Source organism: Myxococcus sp. AM010 (assembly GCF_013372585.1).
GTDB lineage: Bacteria > Myxococcota > Myxococcia > Myxococcales > Myxococcaceae > Myxococcus > Myxococcus vastator.
The window spans coordinates 90,128-116,910 of record NZ_JABXEO010000015.1 but is presented as its reverse complement, the minus strand read 5'-3'; the positions used below and the strand labels follow the sequence as shown (position 1 = coordinate 116,910).

The following is a 26,783-nucleotide window of genomic DNA, read 5'->3' as shown; positions in this document are numbered from 1 at the left end:
CCTCCAGTCTGCGCGGGTGGCCACCGCCGCGCATCAGAAGTCCAACCGGCCGTGCGGCGGTGGACGCATGGCTTGCCTCCCCACGGCCTTTGCTGCACTGTGCCCTCATCATGCTGGGCCTCGGCCTCGGAGAAATCATCGTCCTCGGCTTCATCCTGCTGGTGGTCTTCTCGGCCGCCCGCATGGGTCAGCTCGGCAATGCCGTGGGCAAGTTCGTGTATTCGTTCCGCAAGGCGTCGCGCGGCGAGGACCTGGTGGATGCGAAGCCGCTGCCTCCAGGCCGCCGCAGCACCACCGACGCCGAGTTCACCGAGCCCGAGCAGCCGCGCCGCCGCTAGGCCGCTCCCCTCCCCAGGAGTCGCGGCCCGTCAGTCGTGCCCGCGCTGTCCGGGGATGCGTGACGCGGGCGCGAGCCCCAGCGCGGGCCCTGCCCCATGGCCTTCTGCGAGCAGCCGGGAGGCCTGGGCCCGCAAGGCGGGATGCAGGGCGGCGTTCGAGACGAGCTCCCTCAAGTCCGCCGTGTTGAGCAGCGGGACGATTTTCGCGCCCGTCTCCGGCGGCAGGTAGGGGTTGAAGACGAGCGCGCGCCGGATGGCGTGGCGCACGGACCAGCGCGGTGACTTCCAGATTTCGATGAGCGGCTCGGGCCGGGCCGGGCGGCGCGCGGCGATGCGGACCACCAGCTCCTCGGTGAGCCGGGGGTTGATGAGCACGTTGCGCAGGACGGTGGGATTGCTGACGGTGGCCAGGCGGGACAGGGTGTCCGGATCCCGCGTCAGGCGGGCCTGCTGCTTCAGGTGCCCGAGCGACTGGGAGAAGGCGTTGGCGTCCGCGCGGGCGGCGGCGTCCGCGTCCATCTCCAGCTTCGCGGGGCCTTGGGCGAACAGGTCCGCCACGGTGTCGAGCGACTGGACGTGCGCGAGCCGCCGCAGCGACTCCACGTGGGGGATGTGCTCGGCCTCCTGCGCTAGCGCGGCCATGAAGTCCGACAACGCGCAGGAGGCGGGCCCCCACCCCGCGCGCGAGAGGGCGATGAGGTGGCCCACCAGCTCGTTGGAGTCGAGCGGATCTCTCCAGGCGAGCTCACGCGCGGCGGCCTTGCGACGGACCTCCGCCCCGCCGCTCAAGGCGTGGATGAAGCGCGCGACAGTCCGGGCATCCTCCTGCGTGGGCATGGTGGCTCACTCCGTCCGGGGGCCGGCCTCCGCCGTCTTGGAGCGCTCGGGCTCCAGTGTCACCTCCAGCCGGTAGCCCCCCGGGTCCGAGGGGTGCTCGGGGAAGATGACGACGAAGGGGGCCTTGGCGCCGGGCGCCACGGAGACGGCGGCCTCGTCGACGCGCTGGCGCAGGGCCACCGCCGCGTCGAGCGAGCCCACGCCGTAGAGCTCCTCGGGCGTGGGCACCCCGCCCACGAGCGCCTCCGAGGAGGCCACGCGCTGGCTGCCGTCGTACAGCGCGGCGCGTACGCGGATGCGGGCGGCGGTGTCCGAATGGTTCACCGCGTCCCCTCGGACGTAGAAGAGCGATGGCCCCTCGCGCGTCTCGTACAGCCCGTTCGTCACATCCACGGCCACGAGCGGCTTCGGCGCGGGCACGAAGAGCGCGCGCAGGGCGTCCAGCGACAGGGCCGACACGTCCAGGCGGCCCTCGCGCAGATACCCCCGGCCGACCGTGCCCAGCACGGCCACCAGGGCCGCGGCCAACACGAAGTTGACGGTGGCGCCCAGCGCCTTGCGAAGCCGGCTCGACGGGCGGCTCAGCGGGATGCCCACGTCCTCGGGACGCGCGGTGGGCTTGGCCACGGTGACCACGGGCTTCGCTGGCAGCCCGTCCATGTCCAGCACCTCGCGCTGGACGCCGCTGGATGCCCCGACCCGGCCCAGGGTGACGCCAAAGGCCTCCGCGTCATCCGCGGCGGGGGGGACTTCGCCCAGCAGGGAGGCGTCTGCGGCGTCCGAAGTGCCGAACAGCGCGGCGCGGCCCGTGTCCGTGGGCAGCAGGCCGGAGTCCTCGCCGTGGCCGCCCACGTCCGAGCCCAGGTCGAACAAATCCCGGGGATTCGCGGTAGGGGGTATCGCGGCCGGCGCGTCTGCGTGGAGGTCGACGGACGCGAACGGGTCGCTCCCGACCGGCGCCGGAGCTGCCTTCCGAGCCGACGCGGCAGGTGCCCGCAGGTCAATGGCGGCGAACGGGTCGTTACCGCCCACAGCAGCCGGCGACGACGCATGGAGGTCGACCGCCGCGAGAGGACCACTTCCTACTGAAGGCGACGCGGCCTTGGAGGGCTTCGCGGGCCCCGAGGCGTGGAGGTCGACCGCCGCGAGAGGCCCCTTCCCGACGGTAGGCGGCGTGGCCTTCGCGGGCACAGGCGCATGAATGTCGATGGACGCGAACGGGTCGCTGCCCACGGGCCGAGGCAGCCCGGGTGCCGCGGACGGCACCGTCGCGTCGTCGATGTCAATGGACGCGAACGGGTCGTTCTCCACCGGTGGCGGCGCCCCCGTGGTCGTCGACGGCATCGCCGCCGCATCATCGATGTCGATGGACGCGAACGGATCGTCCCCACCATAAGCGGGCGGCGCACCGCCCGGGCGCACCGTCCCGAGCGCCATGGCCGCCACGGGCGCGCCCACCGGAGGCGGCGTCACCGCGCTTCGGCCGAGCGCCTTCGCGGACGCCGACGGCGCGGCAGGCGAAGACGGCCCCAGGAGCTCCGAGAACGGGTCGGCCACCGGCGGCGCGGCGATTCGGCGAGCACTCGCCGGGGACACGGGGGCCCCAGCAGCGGGCTCGGGGACGGGAGGCACGGAGCGGTCCTCCACGCCAGCGGGCGTGCTCGCACCTCGGGCCCCCGCCGCCCGCGCAGGTGCGCTCCCCGGACCGGGGGACGCGGGCACCGCCGCGGGTGGACGCCCCGAACGCTCAGGACCTGGAACCACGAAGGCGCCCGGCGGCGGCGCGCGCCCCACCGGCGCTTCGGGTGGACGCGCAGCGGGAGGCAGCGGCAGCGACGTGATTCGCGTGGGCTCCCGAAAGACACCGTCTTCCGAGCCCAGGTCCCCGTCCATGCTGTTCCAGTTCGACGCGGGGGGCGTGGGGCGTGCAGGCATCGGCCTGCTCGCCTCGACTCCCAACTCGAAGTAGCCCGGCTTGGTGACGTCCACCGTCGTGGGGTCTGGAGCGACCCCAAACTGAGCGAAAGGGTCCACCTGCCCGCCCGAGGAGGGGGCTGGCGGCTCGCCCGGAGGGCCGGCAGCGGCCTCGCGGGTGACCCGGAACGTGTTCTGGCATTTGGTGCAGCGGACCTTGACCCCCTTCTCGGTCACCTTCTCGTCGGGGATCTTGAACCGCGTCTGGCACCGCTCACACTTGACGATCATTCAGCAGGCCTGGCTGGGAGCAGGAGTATAGGACGACGGGGTAGACACGGCGAGCCGGGTTCACGTTGCTTGCTCGCCCCCACCCCCTCTGCTACGAGAAACGCCCCTGCGAGACTCGGGCGGGGCACGTGGCTTGATGTCGAGCCCAAAAAGGGGCGGAGAGACACATGAGCGAGGCTGAGCAAGCAGGCGCTCCGAGCAAGGAGCCGAAGATCATCAAGCGGTACACGAACCGGAAGCTCTACGACACCGTGGAGAGCCGGTACGTCACCCTTGATGAGATCGCAGCGATGATCAAGGAGGGCACCGAGGTACGGATTGTCGACAATCGTACCAAAGAGGACCTGACCTCCGTCACCCTCGCGCAGATCATCTTCGAAGAGGAGAAGAAGAAGAACCAGATGCCGCTGTCGGTGCTGCGGGAAATCATCCGCCACCCCGGCGAGTCCATCTCCGGGTTCATCCAGAAGGAGGTCTCCCCGCGAGTCGCCTCCATCCGCGAGGAGGCCGAGTCCCGACTCGACAAGCTCCTGCGCCGGGACGAGAACGCCCCCCGGGCAGAGGGTGAGCCCGAGGCCCCCGCCGCCGCCACCGAGGACACCACCGCCGCGGACGCCGCCGCCGCGGCAGCAGCGGGGCTCAGCCCGGCCGACCTGCTCAAGGCCAGCCAGCGCGCCTTCGAGGAGTGGCAGCGGCGAATCGACGAGCGCGTGAAGCACGTCGTGGAGAACCTCACCGGCAACCTGCCCGCGCTTGGCCGCGACATGGCTTCGCTCACCCAGCGCCTCGAGGAGCTGGAGAAGAAGCTGGAGCAGGCCGAGCAGCAGAAGAGCCCGCCGAAGCAGGAGTAACCGCGCGGCTTCAGGCCTTCTGTGAGGCCCGCCTCCGCTTGGGGGCGGGCTCTCCGTGCAGCTCCGCCGCGATGGCGGCCAGCATCTGTGCGCCCCGGCTGCGCGGCGCGTACTCCCAGATGGTCTGCCCGTGGCTCTGGGCCTCGTCGACCTTCACGTCGTAGCCCAGCGGCGTGGCCGCCAGCGCGTCCGGGAAGTAGGCCTTCAGGCGCTCCAGAATCGCCGTGGCCAGCGCCGTCTTCCGGTACAGCGTGGGCACCACCTTCGTGACGCGAAGGTCCGACCGCCCCTCCGCCTCGCCCACCTGACGCACGGTGTCCGCCACCTCCGCGCAGCCGTCCAGCGCCAGGTACGTCAGCGCCACCGGCACCACCACCTCGGTGGCGGCCACCAGGATGTTGCGCGTGGTGGTCCCCATGGAGGGCGGCGCGTCGAAGACGATGGCGTCATAGCCCGCCGCTTCCGCCGCGCGCAGGCGGTCCGCCAGCCGGTGGGCCCGGCGTTCGTCCGCAGCCACCACGACGGGAAAGTCCGCCATCTCCTTGTAGGCGGGCAGCACGTCCAGGCCCTCGAGGGCCGAGCGCTGGACGACGTCCTCGAAGCGCACCGACGCGTCCGTCAGCAGGTGGAACACGTTGCGCGGCAAGGTGCGCACGTCCACGCCCAGGGCCTTGCCCGCGTGGCCCTGCGTGTCCAGGTCCACCAGCAGCACCCGCAGGCCGCGCTCCTTGGCCAGCCAGGCGGCGGTGTTCACCGCCAGGGTCGTCTTGCAGGTGCCGCCCTTCTCATTGATGAACGCGATGCGCCTCATGCCTGGGCACTCCTCACCCGCCGACTACTTCTTCGGGGACTTCGCCGCCAGCAGCGTGTCGAGCTTGCCCTCGACGGACGAGAGCAGACGCTCCAGGTCGTCCACCTTCGAACGAAGCTGCTCCAGGTCCGCGGTGGACGGCAGGTTCGCGGCGGACAGGGCCGTGCGCAGCGCGCTGTCCAGGGAGCCCTTCGCCGCCAGGGAGCGTGACACCAGCGTCTGCACCGCCGACACGAACTTCTCGTTCGACAGCAGCTGCTGCGCCAGCTTGCCGATGCGCTCCTCGCCCGTCTCCACGAGCTTCTTCATCACCGGGTTGTTCTTGAGCATGAAAACACGCGTCCTCGCGAGCAAGGCCCTACCGGGCCGTCTGGAAGTCTTGAAGAAAACGCCGCACTCTGCGAGGGGGCAACGCGACGTGTCAAGCAGCGCAACAAGCCGAGGCCAAACGCGTTGACTCCCGTGAACACGATTCCTACGGTTCGCCGCTCTCATTCTATGGCCGGACTACTCGACAAGCGCCTGTGGATCGTCTCCGGCAAGGGCGGAGTCGGCAAAAGCACCGTCGCGGCGGCTTTGGCCCTGCGCTCGGCGCGTGCGGGCAAGCGCACCCTGGTGTGCGAAGTGAACACCCAGGAGCGCGTCAGCCGCTTCCTGGGGCGCCCCGAAGCCGGGCCCGAAGTGGCCCAACTGGAGCAGAACCTCTGGGCCGTCAACGTGCGGCCCCAGGAGGCCATGCGCGAGTACGGCCTCATGGTCCTCCGCTTCGAGACCCTCTACAAGACGGTCTTCGAGAACCGGCTGGTGCGCCAGTTCCTGCGCTTCATCCCGTCCCTGCAGGAGCTGGTGCTGCTGGGGAAAATCATGTTCCACCTGCAGGAGAAGCTCCCGGACGGGCGCTGGCGGTTCGACACCGTCATCATGGACGCGCCGGCCACCGGCCACGCCATCTCCTTCCTCAGCGTGCCGCAGGTGCTGATTCAGACGGTGCCGCCGGGCCCCATGGCCCGCGAGGCCCAGAAGATGCGCGACCTCCTGGTGGACCCGGCGGTGACGGCCGCCGTGCTGGTGGCGCTCCCCGAGGAGATGCCGGTGAACGAGGCGCTGGAGCTGCACGCGGCGCTGCGGGACAAGGTGAGCCTGCGCACGCACGCGGCGGTGCTCAACCAGTCCTTCCCGGAGCGCTTCACCGAAGCGGACCTGGAGGCCCTGGGGGGCCATCCGGAGCTGCTCGCCGTGGCCCAGGCGCACCACGACCGCGCGGCGCAGGCGGTGCTCGCCGGGACGAAGCTGGAGCGCAACCTGCATGCGCCCGTCTACCCCGTCCCCCGGCTCTTCACGCCCGAGTTCGGGCGCAAGGCGATTGAACAGGTCATGGAGCACCTCGAACCTCTCGTGACGGGGGCGGCGTGAGCACCACGGCCCTGTCGCCCGCGCTGGCGGGCAAGCGCGTCCTCATCTGCGTGGGCTCCGGCGGCGTGGGCAAGACGACGGCGGCGGCCGCCCTGGCCCTGCGCGCGTCGGTGGATGGGCGCTCCAGCCTGGTGTGCACCATCGACCCGGCGCGGCGGCTGGCCAACTCGCTGGGCCTCACGGCGCTGGGCAACGCGGAGACGCCCGTCCCCGCCACCGCGCTGGAGCCGCTGGGCGTGCATCCTCGCGCGCAGCTGTACGCGATGATGCTGGACATGAAGCAGACGTGGGACGAGCTCATCACCCGCGTCGCCTCGCCCGAGCAGCGCGAGCGCATCCTGTCCAACCGCTTCTACCAGTCACTCTCCACGGCCCTGGCGGGGAGCCAGGAGTACATCTCCATGGAGAAGCTGTGGGAGCTGCGCCGCGGCAGCAACTACGAGCTCATCGTCCTGGACACGCCGCCCACCGCGCACGCGCTGGACTTCCTGGACGCGCCCAACCGGGTGCTGGACTTCCTGGACAACGACGCGGCGAAGTGGCTCCTGACCCCGGCGCTCAAGGCCGGCAAGCTGGGGATGTCCCTGTTCAACCGCGGCGGCTACGTCATGCGAGGCCTGGCAAAATTCACCGGCACGGAGATGCTCCAGGAGCTCTCCAACTTCATGCTCGCCATCTCCTCGCTCAACGAGGGCTTCCGCGAGCGCGCCCGGGGCGTGCGCCAGCTGCTGGAGGACCCGAACACCGGCTTCGTGCTGGTGACGAGCCCCCACCCCGAGCGCATGGACGAGGCCATCCACTTCCACAAGATGCTCACACAGCACCGCATGGAGGTGGTGTCGCTGGTGGTCAACCGCGTGCACCCCATGCCCACGGAGGCGCTGTGGGCGGACGCGGCCACGCTGACGCCCAGCCGCCGCGCCAAGGTGGAAGAGACGCTGCGCGAGCAGCACATCATGGCCGAGCAGGACCACACCGGCATCGCCCAGCTCCAGGCCGCCTGTCCGGGGGTCCCCATCATCCAGGTGCCCCGCTTCGCGATGGATGTGCACGATATCTCCGCCCTGTGGCGTACCGGACGCTACCTGATGGGCGACGAGACACTCGGCTGACCCCGGCCAGGGGCCCACATGCTTCGGGCCCGCCGCCGCGTTTTCCTGTTTCGCACGGTGCTTGTGCGAAACCGTCGCACTTCTTCAGTCCAGCCGTCCGCGGGAAGCAGGCGGCCGGGGAAGCGCGCACGGGTCGGGCGCATTAAGCTGGCGTGCCCGGTGACGGGGCTGGGAACCCCGCGGTGCCCTGCGCTGTCCGGGGGGGAGCCGGTCCAGGAGGAGGATGTGGTGAACGGGAGAGCGCTGAAGCAGAAGCCTGTCAGCCGGTGGTGGTGGATGGCCGCGCTGGGCCTTGTCGTCTCCGGGTGCCGGACGACGGGCTCCGCCGCGCGGGAGGAGCCGCGGGCGAAGGCGCCCAAGCAGGAGCTCCACTTCGACGCGGTGACGGTGACGGCGGACCTGGAGCTGGACAAGCTCAACGACGAGGAGCTCTTCGCGGGCGGCACGTCGGCCTTCGCCGCGAACGACTTCCAGCAAGCGGCGCGCTACTTCGGCCGGCTCGTGGACTTCTTCCCCGACAGCCGCCACCGCCGCGCGGCGCTCTACAACGCGGGTCTGGCCCACCAGCGCCTCAAGGAGTGGGAGGAAGCCGGTCACCGCTTCTCCGAGCTGTCGGACCCGGCCAAGGGCCAGGGTGACGCGTTGGACGCGGCCTTCCGCGTGGCGGAGGTGGACTACCACCTGGAGCGCTACGAACAGGCCTCGAAGCTGCTGGGCATCATCGTCGCGCGCGAGGACCTCCCCCTCAACCGCCGCCTCGAAGCGCAGGTGCAGCAGGGCATCTGCCAGTTGGAGAGCGGCTCGCCGGAGACCGCCGAGGTCACCCTGCGCAAGGCGCTCTCCACCTACGACGCCCTGGAGGACAAGGGCGAGGTGGATGACTACTTCCCCGCCCAGGCCCACTTCTTCATCGGCGAGCTGTACCGGCTCCACTACGACGGCGTGAAGCTGGACCCGGCGAAGGGCGCGGACACGCTCGCCCAGGACCTCAACTACAAAGCCGAGCTGCTCCTGTCCGCGCAGGGCCACTACCTGCGCTCCATCCGTGTGGGCAACGGCTACTGGGCCACCGCCGCGGGCACGCAGATTGGTTCGTTGTACGAGAACCTCTACGAGCACATGGTGAACTCGCCCGCCCCCGCGGAGCTGGATGCCAGCGAGGCCCAAATCTACCGGCAGGAGCTGCGGAAGAAGATTCGGGTGCTGCTCACCAAGTCCATCAACATCTACGAGCGCACGTTGGAGACGGCCGAGCGCATCGGCTCGCAGAGCACCTTCGTGGACCGCACGCGTGAGAGCCTGGCCAAGGTGAAGGCCCTGCTGCTCGCGGACGCGGAGGGCGAGCCCGCGTCGACGGCGCCTTCCTCCGAGGCCGAGCCCCATACCTGAGCGTGGCAACGCCCCTGGCTGGGCAGGCCAGGGGCGCGCGGCGTAGCCTGGGGCTTCCATGGAGCCCCTCTTCACGCCCGAGCAACTGGCGGAGATTCACGCCTTCCACCGGCCCTATTACATCCGGGCCGCGGTGGGGCCCTTCGCCAACCTGGCCCTGATGCTGCTCATGTTGGGCGTACTCGTCCAACCCCTCCACCGCCTGGCCGTGGCGGCCGCCGCGGGCCTGGAACGGCGGCTCGGCTTCCTCCGGACGGCGCCAGTCACCCGCGCCTTCTTCCGCGCCATGAACAGCCTGTGGGGCGAGCCCGGCTGGGGCGCGGCGGTGCTCTTCGCCCTCTTCACGGACCTGGTCGTGTCGCTCATCTACCTGCCCGTGGACGTCTGGTTCAGCTACACGCTGGAGCACCGGCACGGCATGTCCACGCAGACGCCCGCCACCTTCGCCTACGACATGGTCAAGGCCCATCTGCTGGCGTCCTTCGCCATCTCCGCGCTCGTCATCGGAATGTTCGGCCTGGCGCGCAGGCTGCGCCAATGGTGGCTGGTGCTGGGCGTGCCCGTGGCCCTGCTGCTCCTCGTCTCCGGGGCGCTGGACCCGTACCGCAGCCGGCTCTTCTTCGACCAGAAGCCGCTGCCCGACGGCCCCCTGCGCACCCGCATCGTGGACCTCATGGAGCAGGCGGACATCGCCTTCGCCGATGTCCTCGTGGAGGAGACCTCCGTCTCCTCGCGCCGGCTGCAGGCCTACTTCGCCGGGCAGGGCCCCACGCGCACCATCGTCCTCAACGACATCATCCTCAAGGAGCTCTCCGAGGACGAAGTGCTGGCCGCGGTGGCCCACGAAGCAGGCCATGTGAACGAGTCGAAGTGGCCCGCCCGCATCGCCTCATCGCTGGTGCTGGTGGCCCTGCTCTTCGCGCTCGACCGCCTCTTGCGCCTGTCCGCGTCGCGGGGGTGGTTCGGCGCCCCCCACTTCGCGGACATCCGCAACCTGCCCCTCATCTCCCTGGTCTTCTTCCTCCTCGTGCTGACGGCCAGGCCCATTTCGGGCGCCTTCTCCCGGGAACGGGAGCGCGAGGCGGACCGCTATGCCCTGCGGCTCACGGGGGACGTGGACGCCTTCCGGCGCATGCTGGTGAAGGCCGCGCGCGTCAACAAGATGGACCCCGCTCCCCCCCGCTGGGTCGTCCTCAAGGGCATGAGTCATCCGCCCATCGGCGAACGGATTGCCTCGCTTCCCACGCCCTGAAACAGCGGTCGACAGGTGGGCTCTCCCCACCTCTTCCGGCCACGCCTCCTCCCCGAGCCCACCCGCCGACTGCCACCACCCCGCCGCTCCCCGACGGCCGGGTGACCCTGCTCCCCCCGACTCCGGCGCTACGGCTGCGCGTCCTCCTTCAGCTTCTCCACCGCCATCAAGGTGATGGCCTTCACCAGCGCCCGCGCCCGGCGGCCTCCCGCCGTCTCACCATGCGGGTCCGCCTCCACCGCGTTCGCCAAATCCGTGAAGCCCTGGCGCTCGCCCCTGCGGAGGTAGAGCTCGCCACGGTTGGCCAGCGCCACAGGGTTGTCGGGCTCACGCTCCAGCGCGGCGCTGTACTCGGCGATGGCGTCGTCCAGCTTGCCCAGCTTCTGGTACACGGTGCCCAGCGCCGCCCGCGCCGCCGCGTCCTTCGGGTTCCCCTCCACCAGGCCTTCGAAGAGGATGCGGGCCTCCTCCAGGCGTCCCGCCGCCGCCAGGTCACACCCCACCTGGGCAATGGCCTTCGCTTCCTCGAAGGTCATCCCCTCCACTTCGGCCCACGTCGCCTCTCCCCGGGCGAACGCCTTCAAGCCCTGCACCGCGCCGCGCTGCATCCGCATGGCCACCGCTCCCTCGTGTTTGATGATGCGTCCCATGACGGCTCAGGCGCTCCGCAGGTTGGAGATGGCCGTCTTCGCCATCTCGTGGAACTTCGAGGACATGTTGCTCATCAGGTCGAACATCGCCTTGCGCTTCTCCACCAGCCGCTGAAGGCGCAGCTCCAGCTCCTGCATGCTGCTCTCCAGCTTCGCGCCCGCCTTCCGGTCCGACTCACCGTTGCCCAGCGAGGCCCGCTGGTCGCGCACGTTCGCCATCTGCTCCATCACGTCGAGAATCTCCTCGTCCGTGTCGCTGGAGATGGACATCAGGATGGCTTGAATCTTGTCCTCGATGCTCATGGTGGGGTTGTCGACGATGCTCCGCACATTCGACGAAGCGCCGCCCACCGGCCGGCTCCCGCCAGTCCCGCTCGCGGGCGGCGTTCCGGAGGACGCCTGCGCCGCGTCCGCCTGGCGCAGCGCCGCCGTGACATCCGGCCGGCCCACGATGCCGTCCCGCGGCCCCACGCCCGCGGCCATCTCCAGCCGGTCGTAGTAGGCGGAGTGGTCCTTGAAGAACTGCGCGGCGCGCTTCAGCGTCGACGATGCCGCCGGGCTGCTCAGGATGGCGTCCAGGTTGTCGCGCGTGAGCACGTTGTCCCGGGCCCCCACCGCGGAGTCGAAGGTGTCCCAGTTCGCGCTCAGCACGCGCAAGGCGTCGTGATACTCGTGGAAGTCCGGGTCCAGCGGGTTCGCCGTCGAGGTCGGCGGGCTGCCCGGCACGGGCGCGGAGCCACCGCCGCCGGACGTGCCGCCAGTCCCGGGCACCGGCGTGCCACCACCGCCGGGCGTGCACCCCGTCCCCGGAGGCGTCGCGCCACCACTTCCAGGGCGCACCGGCCGGCCATACCGCGCGAACTCCGCATCCACCGCCTTGAGCTCGCGCTGGAGGTCCTTCACCGAGAAGGTGTCGAGGTTGTACAGCGGCGAGAAGACGCCAATCCTCGCCAGCGGCCCCTGCCGGTCGAGCCGCTCGAAGAGGGCCGTGTTCTCCCCCATGAAGCGGGCCGCGTCCCGCAGCTGAGGAGACAGGCTGGAGTCCGTGGAGATGCGCTGCAGGTCCTTCTTCGACAGCGAGCCGCTCTTCGTGCCATCCAGCAGGTCCAGTTGCTGGAAGTTCGCCTCCAGCACCTTCAGGGCGTCCGCGTAGTCGAGCATCTTCGGGTCCAACGGACTGCTGCCCGGATTCAGGATGGGCGACGAGGACGCGGAGGGCGCGTAGCCGCTGTCGGCCTTCGAGCTGCCCGAGGAGGACGCGTGGTACTCCGTCTTCGCGGGCGGGTTCTTCGACAGCTCCTGCGCCACGCCCATGGCGCCGCTGGCCGCCAGCATGACGTTGCCCGTCGCGACCCCCGCCGCGGTCTTGATGGAGTTGGTGATGAGCGGCGGCAATCCCAGCGCGTTGCCCGCGAACTCCACCGCGGTGGACATGGGGCCAGCCAGCAGGTTGGCCGCACCTTTGAGGAAGTCGAGCATGAACCCTCTCGCGCGACGGGGTTGAAGTGGACGCCGCGCAGTCGTCCGCTGGATTGCAGCGGCGGTGCCGTCCGTGGGCGTGGGAGGCATCCAGCGAATTCCGACGGTTAGCGCTCACCGAGGTGGCGGCACGTCCCCAGGCGCGGACGGAGCGGTCCACGACGAAGGATTGCGGTTAAGTTCCGCGACATGCGCACCATGGGCCTGGACCTGGGCACCAAAACCATTGGAGTGGCCGTCTCGGACGGCCTGGGCCTCACGGCCCAAGGCGTCACGACCGTTCGCCGCACGTCGCTCAAGGCGGACCTCGCGGCGCTGGCCACCGTCGTGAGCGAACACGAGGTGACCCACGTCGTGCTGGGCCTGCCGCTCAACATGGACGGGAGCGAGGGCCCGCGCGCCGAGGCGTCCCGGAAGTTCGCGGACACCCTGACCCAGTCGCTGGGGGTGACGGTGGAGCTCTGGGACGAGCGGCTGTCGACCGTGGCCGCCACGCGGACCCTGCTCGAGGCGGACGTCAGCCGGGCCCGCCGCCGGGAGGTCATCGACCAGGTGGCGGCGCAGTTCATCCTCCAAGGGTGGCTGGATGCCCGCCGGCCGCCTGATACCGACTACCACCCCGACGACTACGACTCGGAGCCCTGAGGGGCTGGAGGGCCCCTCCAGGGACCCGCGCTACGGCTGACGCCGGTACACGTGAAGCGGCGCGGTGAAGCCCTCCAGCTTCTGGTAGGCCACGCCATCCAGCACCAGCGAGCGCTCCTCCAGCTTCACGCCCGCGTCCTTCGCCAGCGTTCCACCGTCGAAGCGGACCAGCACCTCCGGACGAGCCTCCCGCATGCGCTGGCGGAAGGTGTCCCAGCGCACGCGCGCCAACCGCTCCTCGGGGAGGCCGGAGAAGAAGGCCAGCTGCAGGTCCATGTAGTTCGGGTCGATGTCGAGCGCGGCGGCCCCGCCCTTGGCGGCGACTTCCGCCTTCAGGAACTTCGCCACCTGCATCAGCGCCACGGGATTCGTGGACGTGGGGCTGATGGGGCGCAGCGTGGCCTGCAGCGGCCCGTCGGCACGGAACGTATAGAGGCCCATCGCCACTGGCATGGCCACGGCGACCAGCGCCGTCACGCCCGCCAGGGCCTTGCGCAGCACGGGCCCGCCACGCGCGCCCACCAGCCCGGCGAAGCCGAAGGCCACGAAGACGGGGACCAGCGCGACCTGCGTCACCGTGAAGCGGCCCAGCGGAACGAAGGTCAGCAGCACCGCCGCTCGGAAGGTGAAGTAGGCAGCGGGGAGCACCGCCGCGGCCACCAGCCAGCGCGTGTCCGGACGCGAGCGCCACGCGCGAACCATGCCCGTCATGCCCAGGAGCGCCACGAGGGGCGACAGCGTGAGCAAGGCGATGCCGGGCCAGAACGCCAACTGCTGCAGCCGCCAGCGCACGTTCGACCCCGCCCCCAGGGATGCCTCCGCCCAGTTGCGATGGAAGTCCTCCACCGCTGCCACGGGGAAGAACGGGTTGCCGTGCATCAGCTCATTTCCCTGCATCCACAACAGGGGGAACGGCAGGCACACCAGGCCGAAGCCCACGGCCCGGGTCAGCGACACCACCCTGTCCTGGCTGCTGAAGCACAACGCCCCCGTGAGCAGCGGGATGTACATCCACGCGTCGTAGCGCAGCGCGCATGCCAGGTTGAGCATCAACGCCGCCTGGAACAGGGGCAGGAAGCGGTTCTCATCCACGCCTTCCGCGTACAGGGCGAAGGTGGCCAGCATGAAGAAGAGGGACACCGCCTCGCTGCAGGCCGTGGTGGAGAACTGCATGTGCATGCCCCACGCGGCGAAGGACAGGCCGGCCACCACGCCCGCGCGCCAGCCGAAGAGCCGGCGCGTCAAGGCGAACAGCGGCACCACCGACAGCACGCCGAACAGCAGGCTCACCACGCGGCCCGCGACCTCCCGGTCGAACACCGACAGCGCCGCGCCCACCAGGTACATGTGTAGCGGACCGAACTGGTAGGCCCCGTCCCCGTAAGCGGTGATGAAGTGCGGCGCCCGCAGCCAGCGCTCCGCCAACTCCGTGCGCACCACCGCGTCACCGAAGAGGTTCTCGTTGACGAAGAACACGCCCAGCCGCGGCACCAGGGCCGCCACCAGCAACAGCCCGACGAGCAGCCGGGTGCCTGGCTCGTGCTGAGGGGCAGGCACCGCCGACAGGCCAGGTGCGTGGGGAGGCGAAACGGAGAGGGGTGCGGGGGCAGTGGCCATGACGCGCGGCAGGATACGCAGGCACGGCCCAAAGCCAAGCCAACGCCCATTGTTCCCTTGCTCGGGGAGCGCGGCCGACTTCACGGTGCGCGAACCTGCGCCCCTTCCGATAGCCAGGGGGCTGCAATCATTTCAGGGTGCGCCGGGGCCAAGGGGCTGCTGGACTCCAGCGTCACCCGCGTGCGGCGGACCACCTCCAGCCGCCGGGAGCCCCGCGCCCCCAGCTCGGCGCGCGACGTGTAGAGGACCTCCAGTCGCTCGGGGAACGGGCGGCTCAGGTCGAAGCGCAGCTCGCCCTCGGCCCTGGGGGTTGGAGAGCCGCCCGCTCCCTGAGTCTGGAGGAGGAAGCGCACCCGGCCGCGGGCTCCGTCCAGCTCCACCAGTTCGTAGGTGACGACGGCCAGCCCTCCCTCCTGGGCTCGCGCCACGACCCAGCGCCCTCCCGCTCCCACGGGCGCTTCTGGAAACCGCGGGGTGACGAGCCAGTCCGAGGACAGCGCCGCCCGAACCAAGGTGCTCAAGGCCGCGGAAGCCCCAGGCCCCAGTCGCAGCCACGCCTGAACCGGCGTCCCCCGGTCGGAGAGCACCACGGCTCCATCCCGGCCACTCACCGCGCCCAGCTCCTCCGCCAACCGCCACGCGGGCTCCATCCCCTCATCGTCCACGGCGCGGACCTCGGGACGCCCCACCCGCACGAGATAACGCGCCTGTCCCCTCCCCGCCCCCGCCTGCCACTCCGCGTACAGCGGCACCGAGACCTCGGGGCCATACTCTGTTCGCAGCTCGCGGCCGGTCCCCACTCCCAGCACCGTCTCAACCTCGGGTGAGACCGACAGCACCATGCCCTGGCCCCACCCTGGCCGCTGCGCCAGCCGCAGCGCGCGGCGGGGTGCGCGCCCCGCATCGAGCAGCGCCGTCGCCACCACGTCTCCCTCCGCATGAGGGACTGTTGCCTGGGCCCATGCGGCGAGAAGACAGGTTGCGACGAGCAGGACGGGCATCAGCGGGCTCCAAGGAAGGACAGGCGCCGCGCCCCGTTGCACACGCCATGCTCAGAGGCCTTCCTCTCGTGCGCGCGCCCTGCGCCGTCCAGAACCGGAGACCCTGCGAGCGAAGCAGGGGCTGCGCCGCGCCGACGCCCATACGCCGCGCCGAACGCGCGCTCCGCACCCGGCGCCCTTCCCGCACGGCCGCTCGCCTGCTTTCGCGTATGCGACGCCAGCCACATCCGTGAAGGCTCCACGCCGACATGTGGAGTGAACGGGCACGCTGCCCCACAGCCCGCCCGCGCATCGCCACCGCCGTGCGCCGAGGAGATGACCGTTCAGGCGTTCACTACCCCTCGTGCAGCCGGTGTGCGCCTACCCCCGTGGGCGAGGACCCTTATAATCAAGAGGCCTTTTCACCCCGTGGAGGGGGTGCGCCTCCGGGCGTCCCACCCCTGACACGAGCGTAACGCGCGGTCCCACTCCGCGGCGGGGTCCCGAAGGGGCAGCAGGGCAGTCGTGCCTGGGACCTCGTCGGGGTGGGTGTGGAATGGCAGTCATGCCCTCCAGGTTGACCATTTTGGCCCCCTGTCGGCGCGGCTTTCCGCGTCCTCGGGTGGGCTCCGAGGGAGAGACATGAAGGACGCTGAGAAGGGTTCGTGGGTCTCCAGAATCGCCGCGCTGCAGGACGTGAAGACCTACGCGGAGCTCAACTGGGAAGGCTCGTTCGAGGAGTACCTCGAAATCGTCCGGCAGAACCCCAAGGTCACCCGCACCGCCTTCCAGAGGATCTACGACATGATCCTCAGCCACGGAAAGACGGAGTACATCGACAACAAGAAGAAGCTCATCCGCTACCACTTCTTCAGTGACGAGAAGTTCGGCGGCCGTGACGCCATCTTCGGGCTCGATGTCCCGCTCATGAAGCTGGTCAACGTCTTCAAGTCCGCCGCCCAGGGCTACGGCACCGAGAAGCGCGTCATCCTCCTCCACGGCCCCGTGGGTTCGTCCAAGTCCACCATCGCGCGCCTGCTGAAGAAGGGCACCGAGGACTACTCCAAGACGCCGGAGGGCGCCGCGTACACCTTCTCCTGGCTCACCGACAAGAAGGGCGCGGACGGCGTCCCGGTGAAGGAGAAGATGAAGTGCCCGATGAACGAGGAGCCGCTCAACCTCATCCCCCGGGAGTGGCGCTCCAAGGTCTACGCCGAGATTTCCCCGCCCGAGTCCGGCTACACCATTCCGGACGGCTCCGAGCTGTGCCCCGCCTGCCGCTTCGTCTTCAAGGAACTGATGACGCAGTACCAGGGCGACTTCGCCAAGGTCATGGGACACATCCGCGTCAACCGGCTCGTCTTCAGCGAGAAGGACCGCGTGGGCATCGGCACCTTCCAGCCCAAGGACGAGAAGAACCAGGACTCCACCGAGCTCACCGGTGACATCAACTACCGGAAGATCGCCGAGTACGGCTCCGACTCCGACCCGCGCGCCTTCAACTTCGACGGCGAGTTCAACATCGCCAACCGCGGCATCATCGAGTTCGTCGAGGTGCTCAAGCTGGACGTCGCGTTCCTCTACGACCTGCTCGGCGCGTCGCAGGAGCATAAAATCAAGCCGAAGAAGTTCCCGCAGACGGACATCGACGAGGTCATCCTCGGCCACACCAACGAGCCCGAGTACAAGAAGCTCGAGAACAACGAGTTCATGGAGGCCCTGAGAGATCGCACGGTGAAGATTGACGTCCCGTACATCACCAAGCTGTCCGAAGAGGTGAAGATCTACGAGAAGGACTTCAACTCCCGCGCCATCAAGGGCAAGCACATCGCGCCGCACACGCTGGAGATGGCCGCCATGTGGGCCGTGCTCACGCGCCTGGAGGAGCCCAAGAAGCACAACCTGTCGCTGCTCCAGAAGCTCAAGCTCTACAACGGCAAGACGCTCCCGAACTTCACCGAGGACAACATCAAGGAGCTGCGCAAGGAGAGCAATCGCGAGGGCCTGGAGGGCATCTCCCCGCGCTACATCCAGGATAAAATCTCCAACGCCCTGGTGAGCGACAAGGGCGAGGGCTGCATCAACCCCTTCATGGTCCTCAACGAGCTGGAGGCCGGCCTCAAGACGCACTCCCTCATCAACAACGAGGACACGCGCAAGGGGATGAAGGAGCTGCTCACGTCCGTGAAGCAGGAGTACGAGGACATCGTCAAGAACGAGGTCCAGCGCGCCATCTCCGCGGACGAGGACGCCATCGCCAAGCTGTGCGGCAACTACATCGACAACATCAAGGCCTACACCCAGAAGGAGAAGGTCAAGAACAAGTACACCGGCCTCTACGAGGAGCCCGATGAGCGGCTGATGCGGTCCATTGAAGAGAAGATCGACATCCCCGACACCCGCAAGGACGACTTCCGCCGCGAAATCATGAACTACATCGGCGCGCTCGCGGTGGAGGGGAAGACCTTCAACTACCGGACCAACGAGCGGCTCCACAAGTCGCTGGAGCTGAAGCTGTTCGAGGACCAGAAGGACAGCATCAAGCTCAAGAACCTGGTGTCCTCCGTCGTCGACAAGGAGACGCAGGAGAAGATCGACCTGGTGAAGGACCGGATGATGAAGAACTACGGCTACTGCGAGATCTGCTCCACGGACGTGCTGAACTTCGTGGCCAGCATCTTCGCCCGCGGCGACGCGAAGGAGTAACACCTAGAGAGGGGCGAGCCGCCGTGACCTTGAAGATCCACCAGGACCACTCCCGCTTCAAACAGATTGTCCGCGGGAAGATCAAAGCCAACCTGCGCAAGTACGTGCAGAAGGGCGAGATGATTGGGAAGAAGGGGAAGGACGCCATCTCCATCCCCATCCCCTTCATCGACATCCCCCGCTTCAAGTACGGCCACAAGGAACAGGGTGGCGTCGGACAGGGTGACGGCGAGGTCGGCCAGCAGCTCGGCCCCGGGGCGGTGGAGCCCGGGGAGGGCAAGCAGGCCGGCCAGGGTGAAGGCGACCACGCCCTGGAGGTGGACGTCACGCTCGACGAGCTCGCCCAGATTCTGGGCGAGGAGCTGCAGCTGCCCAACATCGAGCGGCGGCAGAACGAGCGCATCATCACCCAGAAGATCCGCTACACCGGCGTCAACACCACCGGCCCGGAGTCGCTGCGGCACTTCAAGCGGACCTTCAAGCAGGCCCTGCGGCGGCAGATCGCCGCTGGCACGTATGACCCGGCGCGGCCCGTCATCATCCCCACGCGCGAGGACCGCCGCTACCGCAGCTACAAGCTCCAGGACCTGCCGGAGACGAACGCGGTCATCATCTACATGATGGACGTGTCCGGCTCCATGGGTGACGAGCAGAAGGAGATCGTCCGCATCGAGAGCTTCTGGCTCGATACCTGGCTGCGCCACCAATACAAGGGCCTGGAGGCGCGCTACATCATCCACGACGCGGTGGCGCGCGAGGTGGACCGCGACACGTTCTTCCACACCCGCGAGTCTGGCGGGACGATGATCTCCAGCGCCTACAAGCTCTGCCGGGACATCATCCTGGCGGACTACCCGAAGAGCGCGTGGAACATCTACCCGTTCCACTTCAGCGACGGGGACAACTGGAGCGCGGACGACACGCGGCAGTGCATTGAGATGCTGCGAAGCGACGTGCTGCCCAACGTCAACCAGTTCGCCTACGGCCAGGTGGAGTCACCCTACGGCAGCGGCCAGTTCATCAAGGATCTGCGCGAGGCGGTGGGGGACACGCCCAACGTCGCGCTGAGCGAAATCGCGGACAAGGACGCCATCTACGCGTCCATCAAGGACTTCCTCGGCAAGGGCCGCTGACTTCAGCGGGCCTTTCCCACCGGAGCGACTGCCCGATGCCCAAGAGCCTCACCCCTCGCCTCGCCGCGCTCCGGGACGAAATCCATGGCTACGCCAAGGAGTTCGGCCTGGACTTCTTCGACACCCGCTTCGAGATGGTGTCCTACGACGAGATGAACATGGTGGCCGCCTACGGCGGCTTCCCCACCCGCTATCCCCACTGGCGCTGGGGCATGGAGTACGAGCAGCTCGCCAAGGGCTACGAGTACGGGCTGAGCAAGATCTACGAGCTCGTCATCAACAATGACCCTTGCTACGCCTACTTGATGGAGAGCAACCCGGAGGTGGACCAGAAGCTCGTCATGGCCCACGTCTATGGCCACTGCGACTTCTTCAAGAACAACTTCTCCTTCCGGCACACCAACCGCCGGATGATTGATGAGATGGCCAACCACGCCACGCGGGTGCGGCGCTGGGTGGACAAGATTGGCGTGGAGAAGGTCGAGGACTTCATCGACCGGACGCTGAGCCTGGAGAACCTCATTGACCAGCACGCGCCGCACATCCGGCGCAACCCGGACCCGAAGAAGGCCGAGGACGAGCTCAAGGCCAACGAGCGCGTGGAGGGCTTCAAGGTGGGCCGCGAATACATGCGCGGCTACATCAACCCGTCCGAGTTCCTCGACTTCCAGCGAAAGAAGGTGGAGGACGAGAAGCAGCGCGCCAAGCAGTTCCCCGAGCGTCCGCAGCGCGACGTGCTGCTCTTCCTCTTGGAGGAGGCGCCGCTGGAGCCGTGGGAGGCGGACATCCTCGCCATTCTGCGCGACGAGGCCTACTACTTCGCGCCCCAGGGCCAGACGAAGATCATGAACGAGGGGTGGGCCAGCTACTGGCACTCCACCATCATGACGCGCCGAGCCCTCAAGGACGACGAAATCATCGACTACGCGGACCACCACTCCGGCACCATGGGGACCCGCCCTGGCGCCATCAACCCGTACAAGCTGGGCATCGAGCTGTGGCGGGACATCGAGGAGCGGTGGAACAAGGGCCGCTTCGGCAAGGAGTGGGACGAGTGCGACGATTTGCGCGCGCGCCGCTCCTGGGACAAGAAGCTGGGCGCGGGCCGCGAAAAAATCTTCGAGGTCCGCAAGCACTACAACGACATCACCTTCATCGACACGTTCCTGACGCCCGAGTTCGCGATGGAGCAGAAGCTCTTCGTGTACGGCTTCAACGACAAGCGCAATTCGTGGGAGATCCTCGACCGCGAGTTCAAGAAGGTGAAGAACAAGCTCCTCCAGGGGCTCACCAACTTCGGCCAGCCCATCATCGAGGTGGTGGACGGCAACTTCGAGAACCGCAGCGAGCTCTTGCTGGCGCACCGCCACGACGGGCAGGACCTCAAGGGCGACTACGCGCGCGAGACGCTGCGCAACCTCCAGTCGCTCTGGCGCCGGCCCGTCAACATCCTCACGCGGTACGACCACAAGGCCGCCATGCTGCGCTTCGACGGGCAGACCCACTCGGAACGAAAGGTGGAGCTCTGAGCGCCCCTGCCCTGGCGGCGCTCAAGCAGCCAGGCAGCCGAGCCTGAGAAATTTCCCGGCCCTCCGCTGGGCGAGCGCCAGGGTGTCCACTACACTCGGCCGCCGTCCCATGAGAATCGCTCCCCTGCTCTGCCTGGCCGCCGCGCTGCTGGCTTCGACGTCCGAAGCCGCCGTCCGTTACGTCATCAAGAACCGCCGTATCGAGCCGCGCCAGACGCTCGCGCAGGCGCTGCACGACGCGAAGCTCCCGGACGCGCAGGTGGCCGCCGTCATCTCCGCGCTGGAGGGCGTGTTCGACTTCCGCAAGTCGCGCGTGGGTGACCAGCTGCGGCTCGTCATGCGCGACGGGGAGCTGGACTTCTTCGACTACCGCCAGAGCATGGTGGACGAGTGGCAGGTCCGCCGCGACGGCGAGAAGTACGTGGGCAGCAAGCGCGCCATCGAGGTGGAGAAGCAGGTCGCCGTGGTGGCGCTGGAAATCCAGTCGTCACTGTACGAGGCGGCGATGGACGCCGGAGAGGACCCGGCCATCGGCATGGTGCTGGCGGACGTGTTCGCCTGGGACATCGACTTCTACCGGGACGTGCGCAAGGGCGACACGGCGCGCGCGCTGGTGGAGAAGTTCGTCTCCAAGGGCCGCCTGCTGCGCTACGGCGACGTGCTGGCGGCGACGTACACGGGCGGCCTGGTGGGCCAAAAGAAGGTGTACCGCTACGTGCTCCCGGACGGGCAGCCCAACTACTTCAACGAGGAGGGCGCCAGCGCGAAGAAGACCTTCCTCAAGACGCCGCTGAAGTACGCCAACGTCACCAGCCGCTTCGGCTCGCGCTTCCACCCGGTGCTCAAGTACCTCAAGGCCCACAACGGCGTGGACTACGGCACCCCCATTGGCACCCCGGTGTGGGCGGTGGCGGACGGCACGGTGACGCAGGCGGGCTACGCGGGCGCCGCCGGCAACATGGTCGTCATCCGCCACGCCAACGGCTTCGAGACGCAGTACATGCACCTGTCGCGCTTCGGAGAAGGCGTCCGCGCGGGCGCCCGCGTGCGGCAGAAGCAGGTCATCGCGTACTCCGGCAACACCGGCCGCTCCACCGGGCCGCACCTGCACTTCGGCCTCAAGCGCAACGGCCGGTACACCAACCCGCTCAACCAGCAGTACCCCCGCGCGGACCCGCTGCCCAAGGAGCTGCTGCCGGACTTCCTCGCCAGGGCGCAGGCGCTGACGGGGCAGATGGAGGCCGTGTCCATGGCCGCCGTCGCCGGGCAAGCCGCGGCCATGCCGTGACGCGGGCCTACTCCCAGGTGATGACGTAGTCGGCGCCCGTCACGCCGCGAGGCGTGCCCACCACCCGGCTCTTGCAGCCGACGACGCTCAGCGCCTCCTGCAAGACGCCCTCGTGGTACTGCACCGGCTGCATGTCCCCGTGGAAGGCCAGGCGCACCTGCTGGTCTCCCAGCACGGCGAACTCACGCCGGCCGTAGTTCACCAGCGTCGAGTACGCGGTGGGCGCGTGGGAGAGGAGCCGCTTGGGGTCGCCCTTGCCGATGAGCCGGTTGAGCGTCTGCCCCACCGTGGACTGGAAGAAGTGCGTGACGGCCGCCGCGCCGCAGGCCCGCACCGCGTCCTCCATGGAGCCGTAGACGGGCGTGAGCGCCTCCGACGTCGCGTACAGGAGGCGCAGGGCGTCCGCGGCCGGATAGGAGAAGAAGTCCACCGGGGAGCGCTTGAAGAAGGGCTCACGCAGCCGCGTGGCCGCGTCCGCGCCCAGCTTCTTCTCCGTCAGGTTGAACACCGCGTTGAAGACGAGCCCGCGCACCGTGTCTTCGGGGCGGATGATGGCCAGCCGTTGTTCGAGGTCGTTCTTCGGAAAACCCATGGCGGATTGATTTCTACATCAATCCGTCTCCGGGTTGGCGCGCCATCCACCGGCAGGCAGTCCGCCGCCCTTCCAGGTGAGCTGTCCCAGGGGGCAAAGCCGCGCTTTACCGGTGCGATGCGAGACACGGCTGCGCTAGCCTGACGCACCTTCGCGTACCCGGGAAAGCCCGGGGCCCGCGAAGCCCTGAACCCGCAGCATCTACGTCCAGAGATACCCAGCGACATGGCCCCTCCTGCCTCCGCCTCCCAGCAGCCCCGCCCCGCCCAGCCGGCCCAGACCGACGACAGCGGGCGCGTCGGGCACGACGCGGCCAGCCTGCGCCGTTCCTTCCTCGACCACGTGCGCTATTCGCGCGGAAAGAACTACGAGTCCTCCACCCCGCATGACCGCTTCATGGCGCTGTCGCTCGCGGTGCGGGACAGGCTGGCGGACCGGTGGGTGAAGACGTCGCGCACGTACTATGAAAAGGACGTCAAGCGCGCCTACTACCTGTCCGCGGAGTACCTGCTGGGTCGGGCCCTGGGAAACAACCTGCTGAACCTGGGGATGTACGAAGCGGCGGCCGAGTCCATGCAGGAGGTGGGGGTGGACCTCACCAACTTGCTGGAGATGGAGCCGGACGCGGGCCTGGGCAACGGCGGTCTGGGCCGCCTGGCCGCGTGTTTCATGGAGTCGCTGGCCACGCTGGCCTACCCCGGCATGGGGTACGGCATCCGCTACGAGTTCGGCATCTTCACGCAGGACATCGTCGACGGGTACCAGGTGGAGCGCGCCGACGAGTGGCTCAAGTTCGGCAACCCGTGGGAAATCGTCCGGCCGGAGAAGGCGGTGCCGGTGCGCTTCTTCGGGCGTGTGGAGCACCACCAGGGGCCGGATGGCCGCCCCGTGGCGCGCTGGGTGGGCGGCAAGACGGTGGTGGGCGTGCCGTATGACACGCCCATCGCCGGGTACCACAACAACACCGTCAACACGCTGCGGCTGTGGCAGGCGCGGGCCTCCGAGGAGTTCGACCTGCTGCTGTTCAACGCGGGCGACTACGAGCGCTCCGTGGTGGAGAAGAACGACTCGGAGGTCATCTCCAAGGTCCTCTACCCCAACGACGCGTTCCAGGCCGGCAAGGAGCTGCGGCTCAAGCAGCAGTACTTCTTCGTCGCGTGCTCCATCGCGGACATCGTCCGGCGCTACCTGAAGAACCACACCGACTTCCGGGACTTCTCCCGCAAGGCGGCCATCCAGCTCAACGACACGCACCCGGCCATTGGCGTGGCGGAGCTGATGCGCGTGCTGGTGGATGAGAGGCGCCTGCTCTGGGACGAGGCGTGGACGATTACCCAGGAGACGTTCGGCTACACCAACCACACGCTGCTGGCCGAGGCGATGGAGCGGTGGCCGGCGACGCTCTTCGAGCGGCTGCTGCCCCGCCACCTGGAAATCATCTACGAAATCAACACGCGCTTCCTGCGGCAGGTGCAGATTCGCTACCCGTACGACCAGGAGAAGATGCAGCGGATGAGCCTGGTGGAGGAAGGGGCCGAGAAGAAGATTCGCATGGCCCACCTCGCCGTCGTCGGCAGCCACAGCGTCAACGGCGTGGCCGCGCTGCACACCGACCTGCTGCGCCGGGACGTGCTGACGGACTTCGCGGCCATGAACCCGGAGCGGTTCAACAACAAGACGAACGGCGTGACGCCGCGCCGCTGGCTGGCGTGGTGCAACCCCCGCCTGTCCAAGCTGATTACGTCCCGCATCGGCGAGGGCTGGGCCACGGACCTGGACAAGCTCACGAAGCTGGAGGCGCACGCGGAGGACCCGGAGTTCCGCAAGGCCTTCCGCGACGTGAAGCGCGCCAACAAGGAGGACCTGGCCCGGCACATCCGGGACTTGCGCTGGGTGCAGCTCAATCCGGACGCCATCTTCGACGTCCAAATCAAGCGCCTGCACGAGTACAAGCGCCAGCTCCTCAACGCGCTGCACATCGTCGCGCTGTGGATGAAGGCGCGCAGGGACCCTTCCACCATCATCCACCCGCGGGCGTTCATCTTCGGCGCCAAGGCGGCGCCGGGCTACCACCTGGCGAAGCTGACCATCCGGCTCATCAACGGCATCGCCGAGGTGGTGAACAGTGACGCGGGCACCACGGGCCTGCAGGTGGTGTTCGCCCCCAACTACCGGGTGAGCCTGGCCGAGCGCATCATCCCCGCCGCCGACGTGTCCGAGCAGATCTCCACCGCGGGCATGGAGGCGTCCGGCACCGGCAACATGAAGCTGATGCTCAACGGCGCGCTGACGCTGGGCACGCTGGACGGCGCCAACGTGGAGATTCGCGACGCGGTGGGTGATGAGAACTTCTTCCTCTTCGGCCTCACCGCGGACGAGGTGATTGCCCGCAAGCGTGAGGGCTACCGCCCGCGCGACGTGTACAGCCAGCACCAGGAGCTGCGCGAGGCGCTGGACCTCATCTCCACTGGCTTCTTCTCCCCGGAGGACAAGCACCTCTTCAAGCCGCTGGTGGACAGCCTCCTGGAGGAGGACCGCTACCTCATGCTGGCGGACTTCCCGTCCTACATGGCGAAGCAGGAGGAGGTCGCGCAGGCCTACAAGGACGCGGACGGCTGGGCGCGCAAGTGCATCATCAACGTGGCGCGCGGCGGCATCTTCTCCTCGGACCGGACCATCAAGCAGTACGCCGAGGAGATCTGGCGCATCCAGCAGACGCCGGTGGAGCCGTAGCCACGCGTCCCCTTCCGGCCGGTGACGATGCCGGCCGGCAGTGCGCTGGCGGCGCCACTGCGCTTCAGCGAACGCCCCATGCGTCCAGTTCCACGCAAGGCACCGGAGGGCGATTGGCATGGGAGCCGCCACGTCCGAGGACCCGGCGGCATGAGCCTGCAAGCCAACCGAGTGCTGGGGACGAGCGCCGCCATCCTGGGCCTGCTCGTGGGATGGCGACTCATCCCCATGGGACAGACGTCTGGCGCGCCTCCCGCCCCTGGCACCGCGAGTGCCCAGGGCCGCGGCCTTCCTGCCCCCGGGGCCCCCCCGGCGAGCCGTCCGCCCATGCCAGGCGCCGTCAACGCAGCCGCCCCAGCGGCGGAGTCCCTGGACGTGGAGTGGGAGGTGCTGCGCCTCTCACTGCTCGAGCGCTTCGGCTCGCGGCTGCATGAACCGTCCGTCCAGCTCCGGATGCTGGAGCAGCTCATGCGGTATTTCCAGACGCGCTCGCCGGACCGGTGGCGAGAAGAACTCCAGACCTTCCTTCGCAAAGCCTTTCCCAGTCAGCACGAAGCGCTGGCCGCCCTGCTGCGCGACCGTCTGGACTACGAGAAGTGGGTGAAGGACAACGACGCCTACCTGCGAGGGTTGGACTCGAAGCAGCGGCGTGCCGCCGTCTGGGATGCGCGCAACCGGCTCTTCGGGAAGGAGACGGCGCAGCGCCTCTGGGCATCGGAGTTGAAGCACCAGGCGCTGGTGGACGCGCTCCAGGTGATTGACGCGAGGCAGGACCTGCCCCTCCCGGAGAAGCTGGCTGCCTACAAGGCGCGGCTGGGGGAGGTCTACGGAGACGGGGCACCCGCGCAGCTCGCCCGGCATCCGCAGGAGGCGATGAACCGCTTCCTGGCGCTTCCCTCCGTCCAGCGCGAGCTGACGGGCATGACACCGGCCGAGCGCGCGCGCAGCTTGTGGGCCGTGCGCCAGGAACTGGGGCTCGATGACGAAGCGCTGCGGCGCTGGGACGCGCTGGACCAGACGCGGGAGGCCCGCTGGGAGGCGGGCCTCCGGTACATGGCGGAGCGTACAGCGCTGGCACGGACGCTCTCCGGCGATGCGCTGGAGGCCCGGCTCCAGGAGGTGCGCGCCCGCTACTTCGGCACCGAGGCGGACGTCATCGCCCAGGAGGAGGCCAGTGGCCTCTTCCGCTTCACGCGCCCCCGGCAGTGGGGGCGCAACTGAAG

The 26,783-nt window shown here is 68.8% G+C and carries 22 protein-coding genes; 13 read left to right on the top strand and 9 right to left on the bottom strand.

What is annotated here, in order from left to right:
• The first annotated feature begins 110 nt into the window (after window positions 1–110).
• Window positions 111–338, top strand: a complete 228-nt coding sequence (locus HV826_RS10825; RefSeq protein ID WP_043611634.1) for a twin-arginine translocase TatA/TatE family subunit — start codon at window positions 111–113, stop codon at window positions 336–338.
• A 30-nt stretch (window positions 339–368) separates the two neighbouring features.
• Here the strand turns inward: HV826_RS10825 and HV826_RS10820 are convergent, their stop codons facing one another.
• Window positions 369–1,175, bottom strand: coding sequence for a hypothetical protein (locus HV826_RS10820; protein WP_176416921.1), 807 nt, complete (start codon window positions 1,173–1,175; stop codon window positions 369–371).
• 6 nt (window positions 1,176–1,181) lie between these two features.
• Entirely contained in the window at window positions 1,182–3,380 is a 2,199-nt protein-coding gene (locus HV826_RS36690) for a zinc-ribbon domain-containing protein (protein WP_217918573.1), read from the bottom strand.
• Between the two features lie 167 nt (window positions 3,381–3,547).
• Between HV826_RS36690 and HV826_RS10800 the strand changes: the two genes are divergently transcribed.
• Window positions 3,548–4,231: a polyhydroxyalkanoate synthesis regulator DNA-binding domain-containing protein gene (locus HV826_RS10800; protein WP_176416919.1), complete on the top strand. Its 684-nt coding sequence runs from the start codon at window positions 3,548–3,550 to the stop codon at window positions 4,229–4,231.
• A 10-nt stretch (window positions 4,232–4,241) separates the two neighbouring features.
• Here HV826_RS10800 and HV826_RS10795 read toward each other — a convergent pair whose 3' ends face one another.
• Both HV826_RS10795 and HV826_RS10790 read right to left on the bottom strand, forming a co-directional pair.
• The gene (locus HV826_RS10795) at window positions 4,242–5,042 is read right to left on the bottom strand and encodes a ParA family protein (protein WP_176416918.1); all 801 of its coding nucleotides are present in this window, start codon (window positions 5,040–5,042) and stop codon (window positions 4,242–4,244) included.
• Window positions 5,043–5,066: 24 nt separating this feature from the next.
• On the bottom strand, window positions 5,067–5,372 hold the full coding sequence (locus HV826_RS10790) for a hypothetical protein (protein WP_176416917.1): 306 nt from the start codon (window positions 5,370–5,372) through the stop codon (window positions 5,067–5,069).
• A gap of 168 nt (window positions 5,373–5,540) precedes the next feature.
• Here HV826_RS10790 and HV826_RS10785 point away from each other — a divergent pair, with 168 nt between their 5' ends.
• From HV826_RS10785 to HV826_RS10770, 4 genes are all read left to right on the top strand, one after another.
• A complete protein-coding gene (locus tag HV826_RS10785; protein ID WP_176416916.1) occupies window positions 5,541–6,455 on the top strand; it encodes an ArsA family ATPase in 915 nt (304 codons plus the stop codon).
• Window positions 6,452–7,567, top strand: coding sequence for an ArsA family ATPase (locus HV826_RS10780; protein ID WP_176416915.1), 1,116 nt, complete (start codon window positions 6,452–6,454; stop codon window positions 7,565–7,567). The genes HV826_RS10785 and HV826_RS10780 overlap by 4 nt, the downstream gene beginning before the upstream one ends.
• A 276-nt stretch (window positions 7,568–7,843) precedes the next feature.
• On the top strand, window positions 7,844–8,956 hold the full coding sequence (locus HV826_RS10775) for a tetratricopeptide repeat protein (protein WP_176416928.1): 1,113 nt from the start codon (window positions 7,844–7,846) through the stop codon (window positions 8,954–8,956).
• A gap of 58 nt (window positions 8,957–9,014) precedes the next feature.
• The gene (locus HV826_RS10770; RefSeq protein WP_176416914.1) at window positions 9,015–10,208 is read left to right on the top strand and encodes a M48 family metalloprotease; all 1,194 of its coding nucleotides are present in this window, start codon (window positions 9,015–9,017) and stop codon (window positions 10,206–10,208) included.
• A gap of 128 nt (window positions 10,209–10,336) precedes the next feature.
• On the opposite strand, the gene HV826_RS10765 is transcribed toward HV826_RS10770, so the two are convergent.
• Window positions 10,337–10,858 (bottom strand): tetratricopeptide repeat protein, encoded by a 522-nt coding sequence (locus HV826_RS10765; RefSeq protein WP_176411590.1) that lies wholly within the window; start codon window positions 10,856–10,858, stop codon window positions 10,337–10,339.
• A gap of 6 nt (window positions 10,859–10,864) precedes the next feature.
• Window positions 10,865–12,337, bottom strand: a complete 1,473-nt coding sequence (locus HV826_RS10760) for a hypothetical protein (protein ID WP_176416913.1) — start codon at window positions 12,335–12,337, stop codon at window positions 10,865–10,867.
• Window positions 12,338–12,526: 189 nt separating this feature from the next.
• On the opposite strand from HV826_RS10760, the gene ruvX reads away from it, so the two are divergent.
• Entirely contained in the window at window positions 12,527–12,982 is a 456-nt protein-coding gene (gene ruvX, locus HV826_RS10755) for a Holliday junction resolvase RuvX (RefSeq protein WP_163786764.1), read from the top strand.
• Window positions 12,983–13,012: 30 nt separating this feature from the next.
• Here ruvX and HV826_RS10750 read toward each other — a convergent pair whose 3' ends face one another.
• Both HV826_RS10750 and HV826_RS10745 read right to left on the bottom strand, forming a co-directional pair.
• Window positions 13,013–14,683 carry a glycosyltransferase family 39 protein gene (locus HV826_RS10750; RefSeq protein ID WP_176411588.1) on the bottom strand — a complete coding sequence of 557 codons (1,671 nt, stop codon included), beginning with the start codon at window positions 14,681–14,683 and terminating at the stop codon, window positions 13,013–13,015.
• Window positions 14,680–15,600 carry a hypothetical protein gene (locus HV826_RS10745; RefSeq protein ID WP_217918571.1) on the bottom strand — a complete coding sequence of 307 codons (921 nt, stop codon included), beginning with the start codon at window positions 15,598–15,600 and terminating at the stop codon, window positions 14,680–14,682. Before HV826_RS10745 ends, HV826_RS10750 begins: the two co-directional genes overlap by 4 nt.
• A gap of 621 nt (window positions 15,601–16,221) precedes the next feature.
• Here HV826_RS10745 and HV826_RS10740 point away from each other — a divergent pair.
• The 4 genes from HV826_RS10740 to HV826_RS10725 all read left to right on the top strand — a co-directional run bounded on the left by HV826_RS10740 (window position 16,222) and on the right by HV826_RS10725 (window position 22,235).
• Window positions 16,222–18,285, top strand: coding sequence for a PrkA family serine protein kinase (locus tag HV826_RS10740; RefSeq protein WP_176416911.1), 2,064 nt, complete (start codon window positions 16,222–16,224; stop codon window positions 18,283–18,285).
• Between the two features lie 23 nt (window positions 18,286–18,308).
• Window positions 18,309–19,418 carry a DUF444 family protein gene (locus tag HV826_RS10735; protein WP_176416910.1) on the top strand — a complete coding sequence of 370 codons (1,110 nt, stop codon included), beginning with the start codon at window positions 18,309–18,311 and terminating at the stop codon, window positions 19,416–19,418.
• A gap of 35 nt (window positions 19,419–19,453) precedes the next feature.
• The gene (locus HV826_RS10730; protein WP_176416909.1) at window positions 19,454–20,947 is read left to right on the top strand and encodes a SpoVR family protein; all 1,494 of its coding nucleotides are present in this window, start codon (window positions 19,454–19,456) and stop codon (window positions 20,945–20,947) included.
• A 109-nt stretch (window positions 20,948–21,056) separates the two neighbouring features.
• On the top strand, window positions 21,057–22,235 hold the full coding sequence (locus HV826_RS10725) for a M23 family metallopeptidase (RefSeq protein WP_176411585.1): 1,179 nt from the start codon (window positions 21,057–21,059) through the stop codon (window positions 22,233–22,235).
• Window positions 22,236–22,242: 7 nt separating this feature from the next.
• On the opposite strand, the gene HV826_RS10720 is transcribed toward HV826_RS10725, so the two are convergent.
• The gene (locus tag HV826_RS10720; protein ID WP_176411584.1) at window positions 22,243–22,827 is read right to left on the bottom strand and encodes a DUF2378 family protein; all 585 of its coding nucleotides are present in this window, start codon (window positions 22,825–22,827) and stop codon (window positions 22,243–22,245) included.
• 225 nt (window positions 22,828–23,052) lie between these two features.
• Here HV826_RS10720 and HV826_RS10715 point away from each other — a divergent pair, with 225 nt between their 5' ends.
• Window positions 23,053–25,560 (top strand): glycogen/starch/alpha-glucan phosphorylase, encoded by a 2,508-nt coding sequence (locus HV826_RS10715; RefSeq protein ID WP_176416908.1) that lies wholly within the window; start codon window positions 23,053–23,055, stop codon window positions 25,558–25,560.
• 150 nt (window positions 25,561–25,710) lie between these two features.
• A complete protein-coding gene (locus tag HV826_RS10710) occupies window positions 25,711–26,781 on the top strand; it encodes a hypothetical protein (protein WP_176416907.1) in 1,071 nt (356 codons plus the stop codon).
• The last annotated feature ends 2 nt before the right edge of the window (window positions 26,782–26,783 follow it).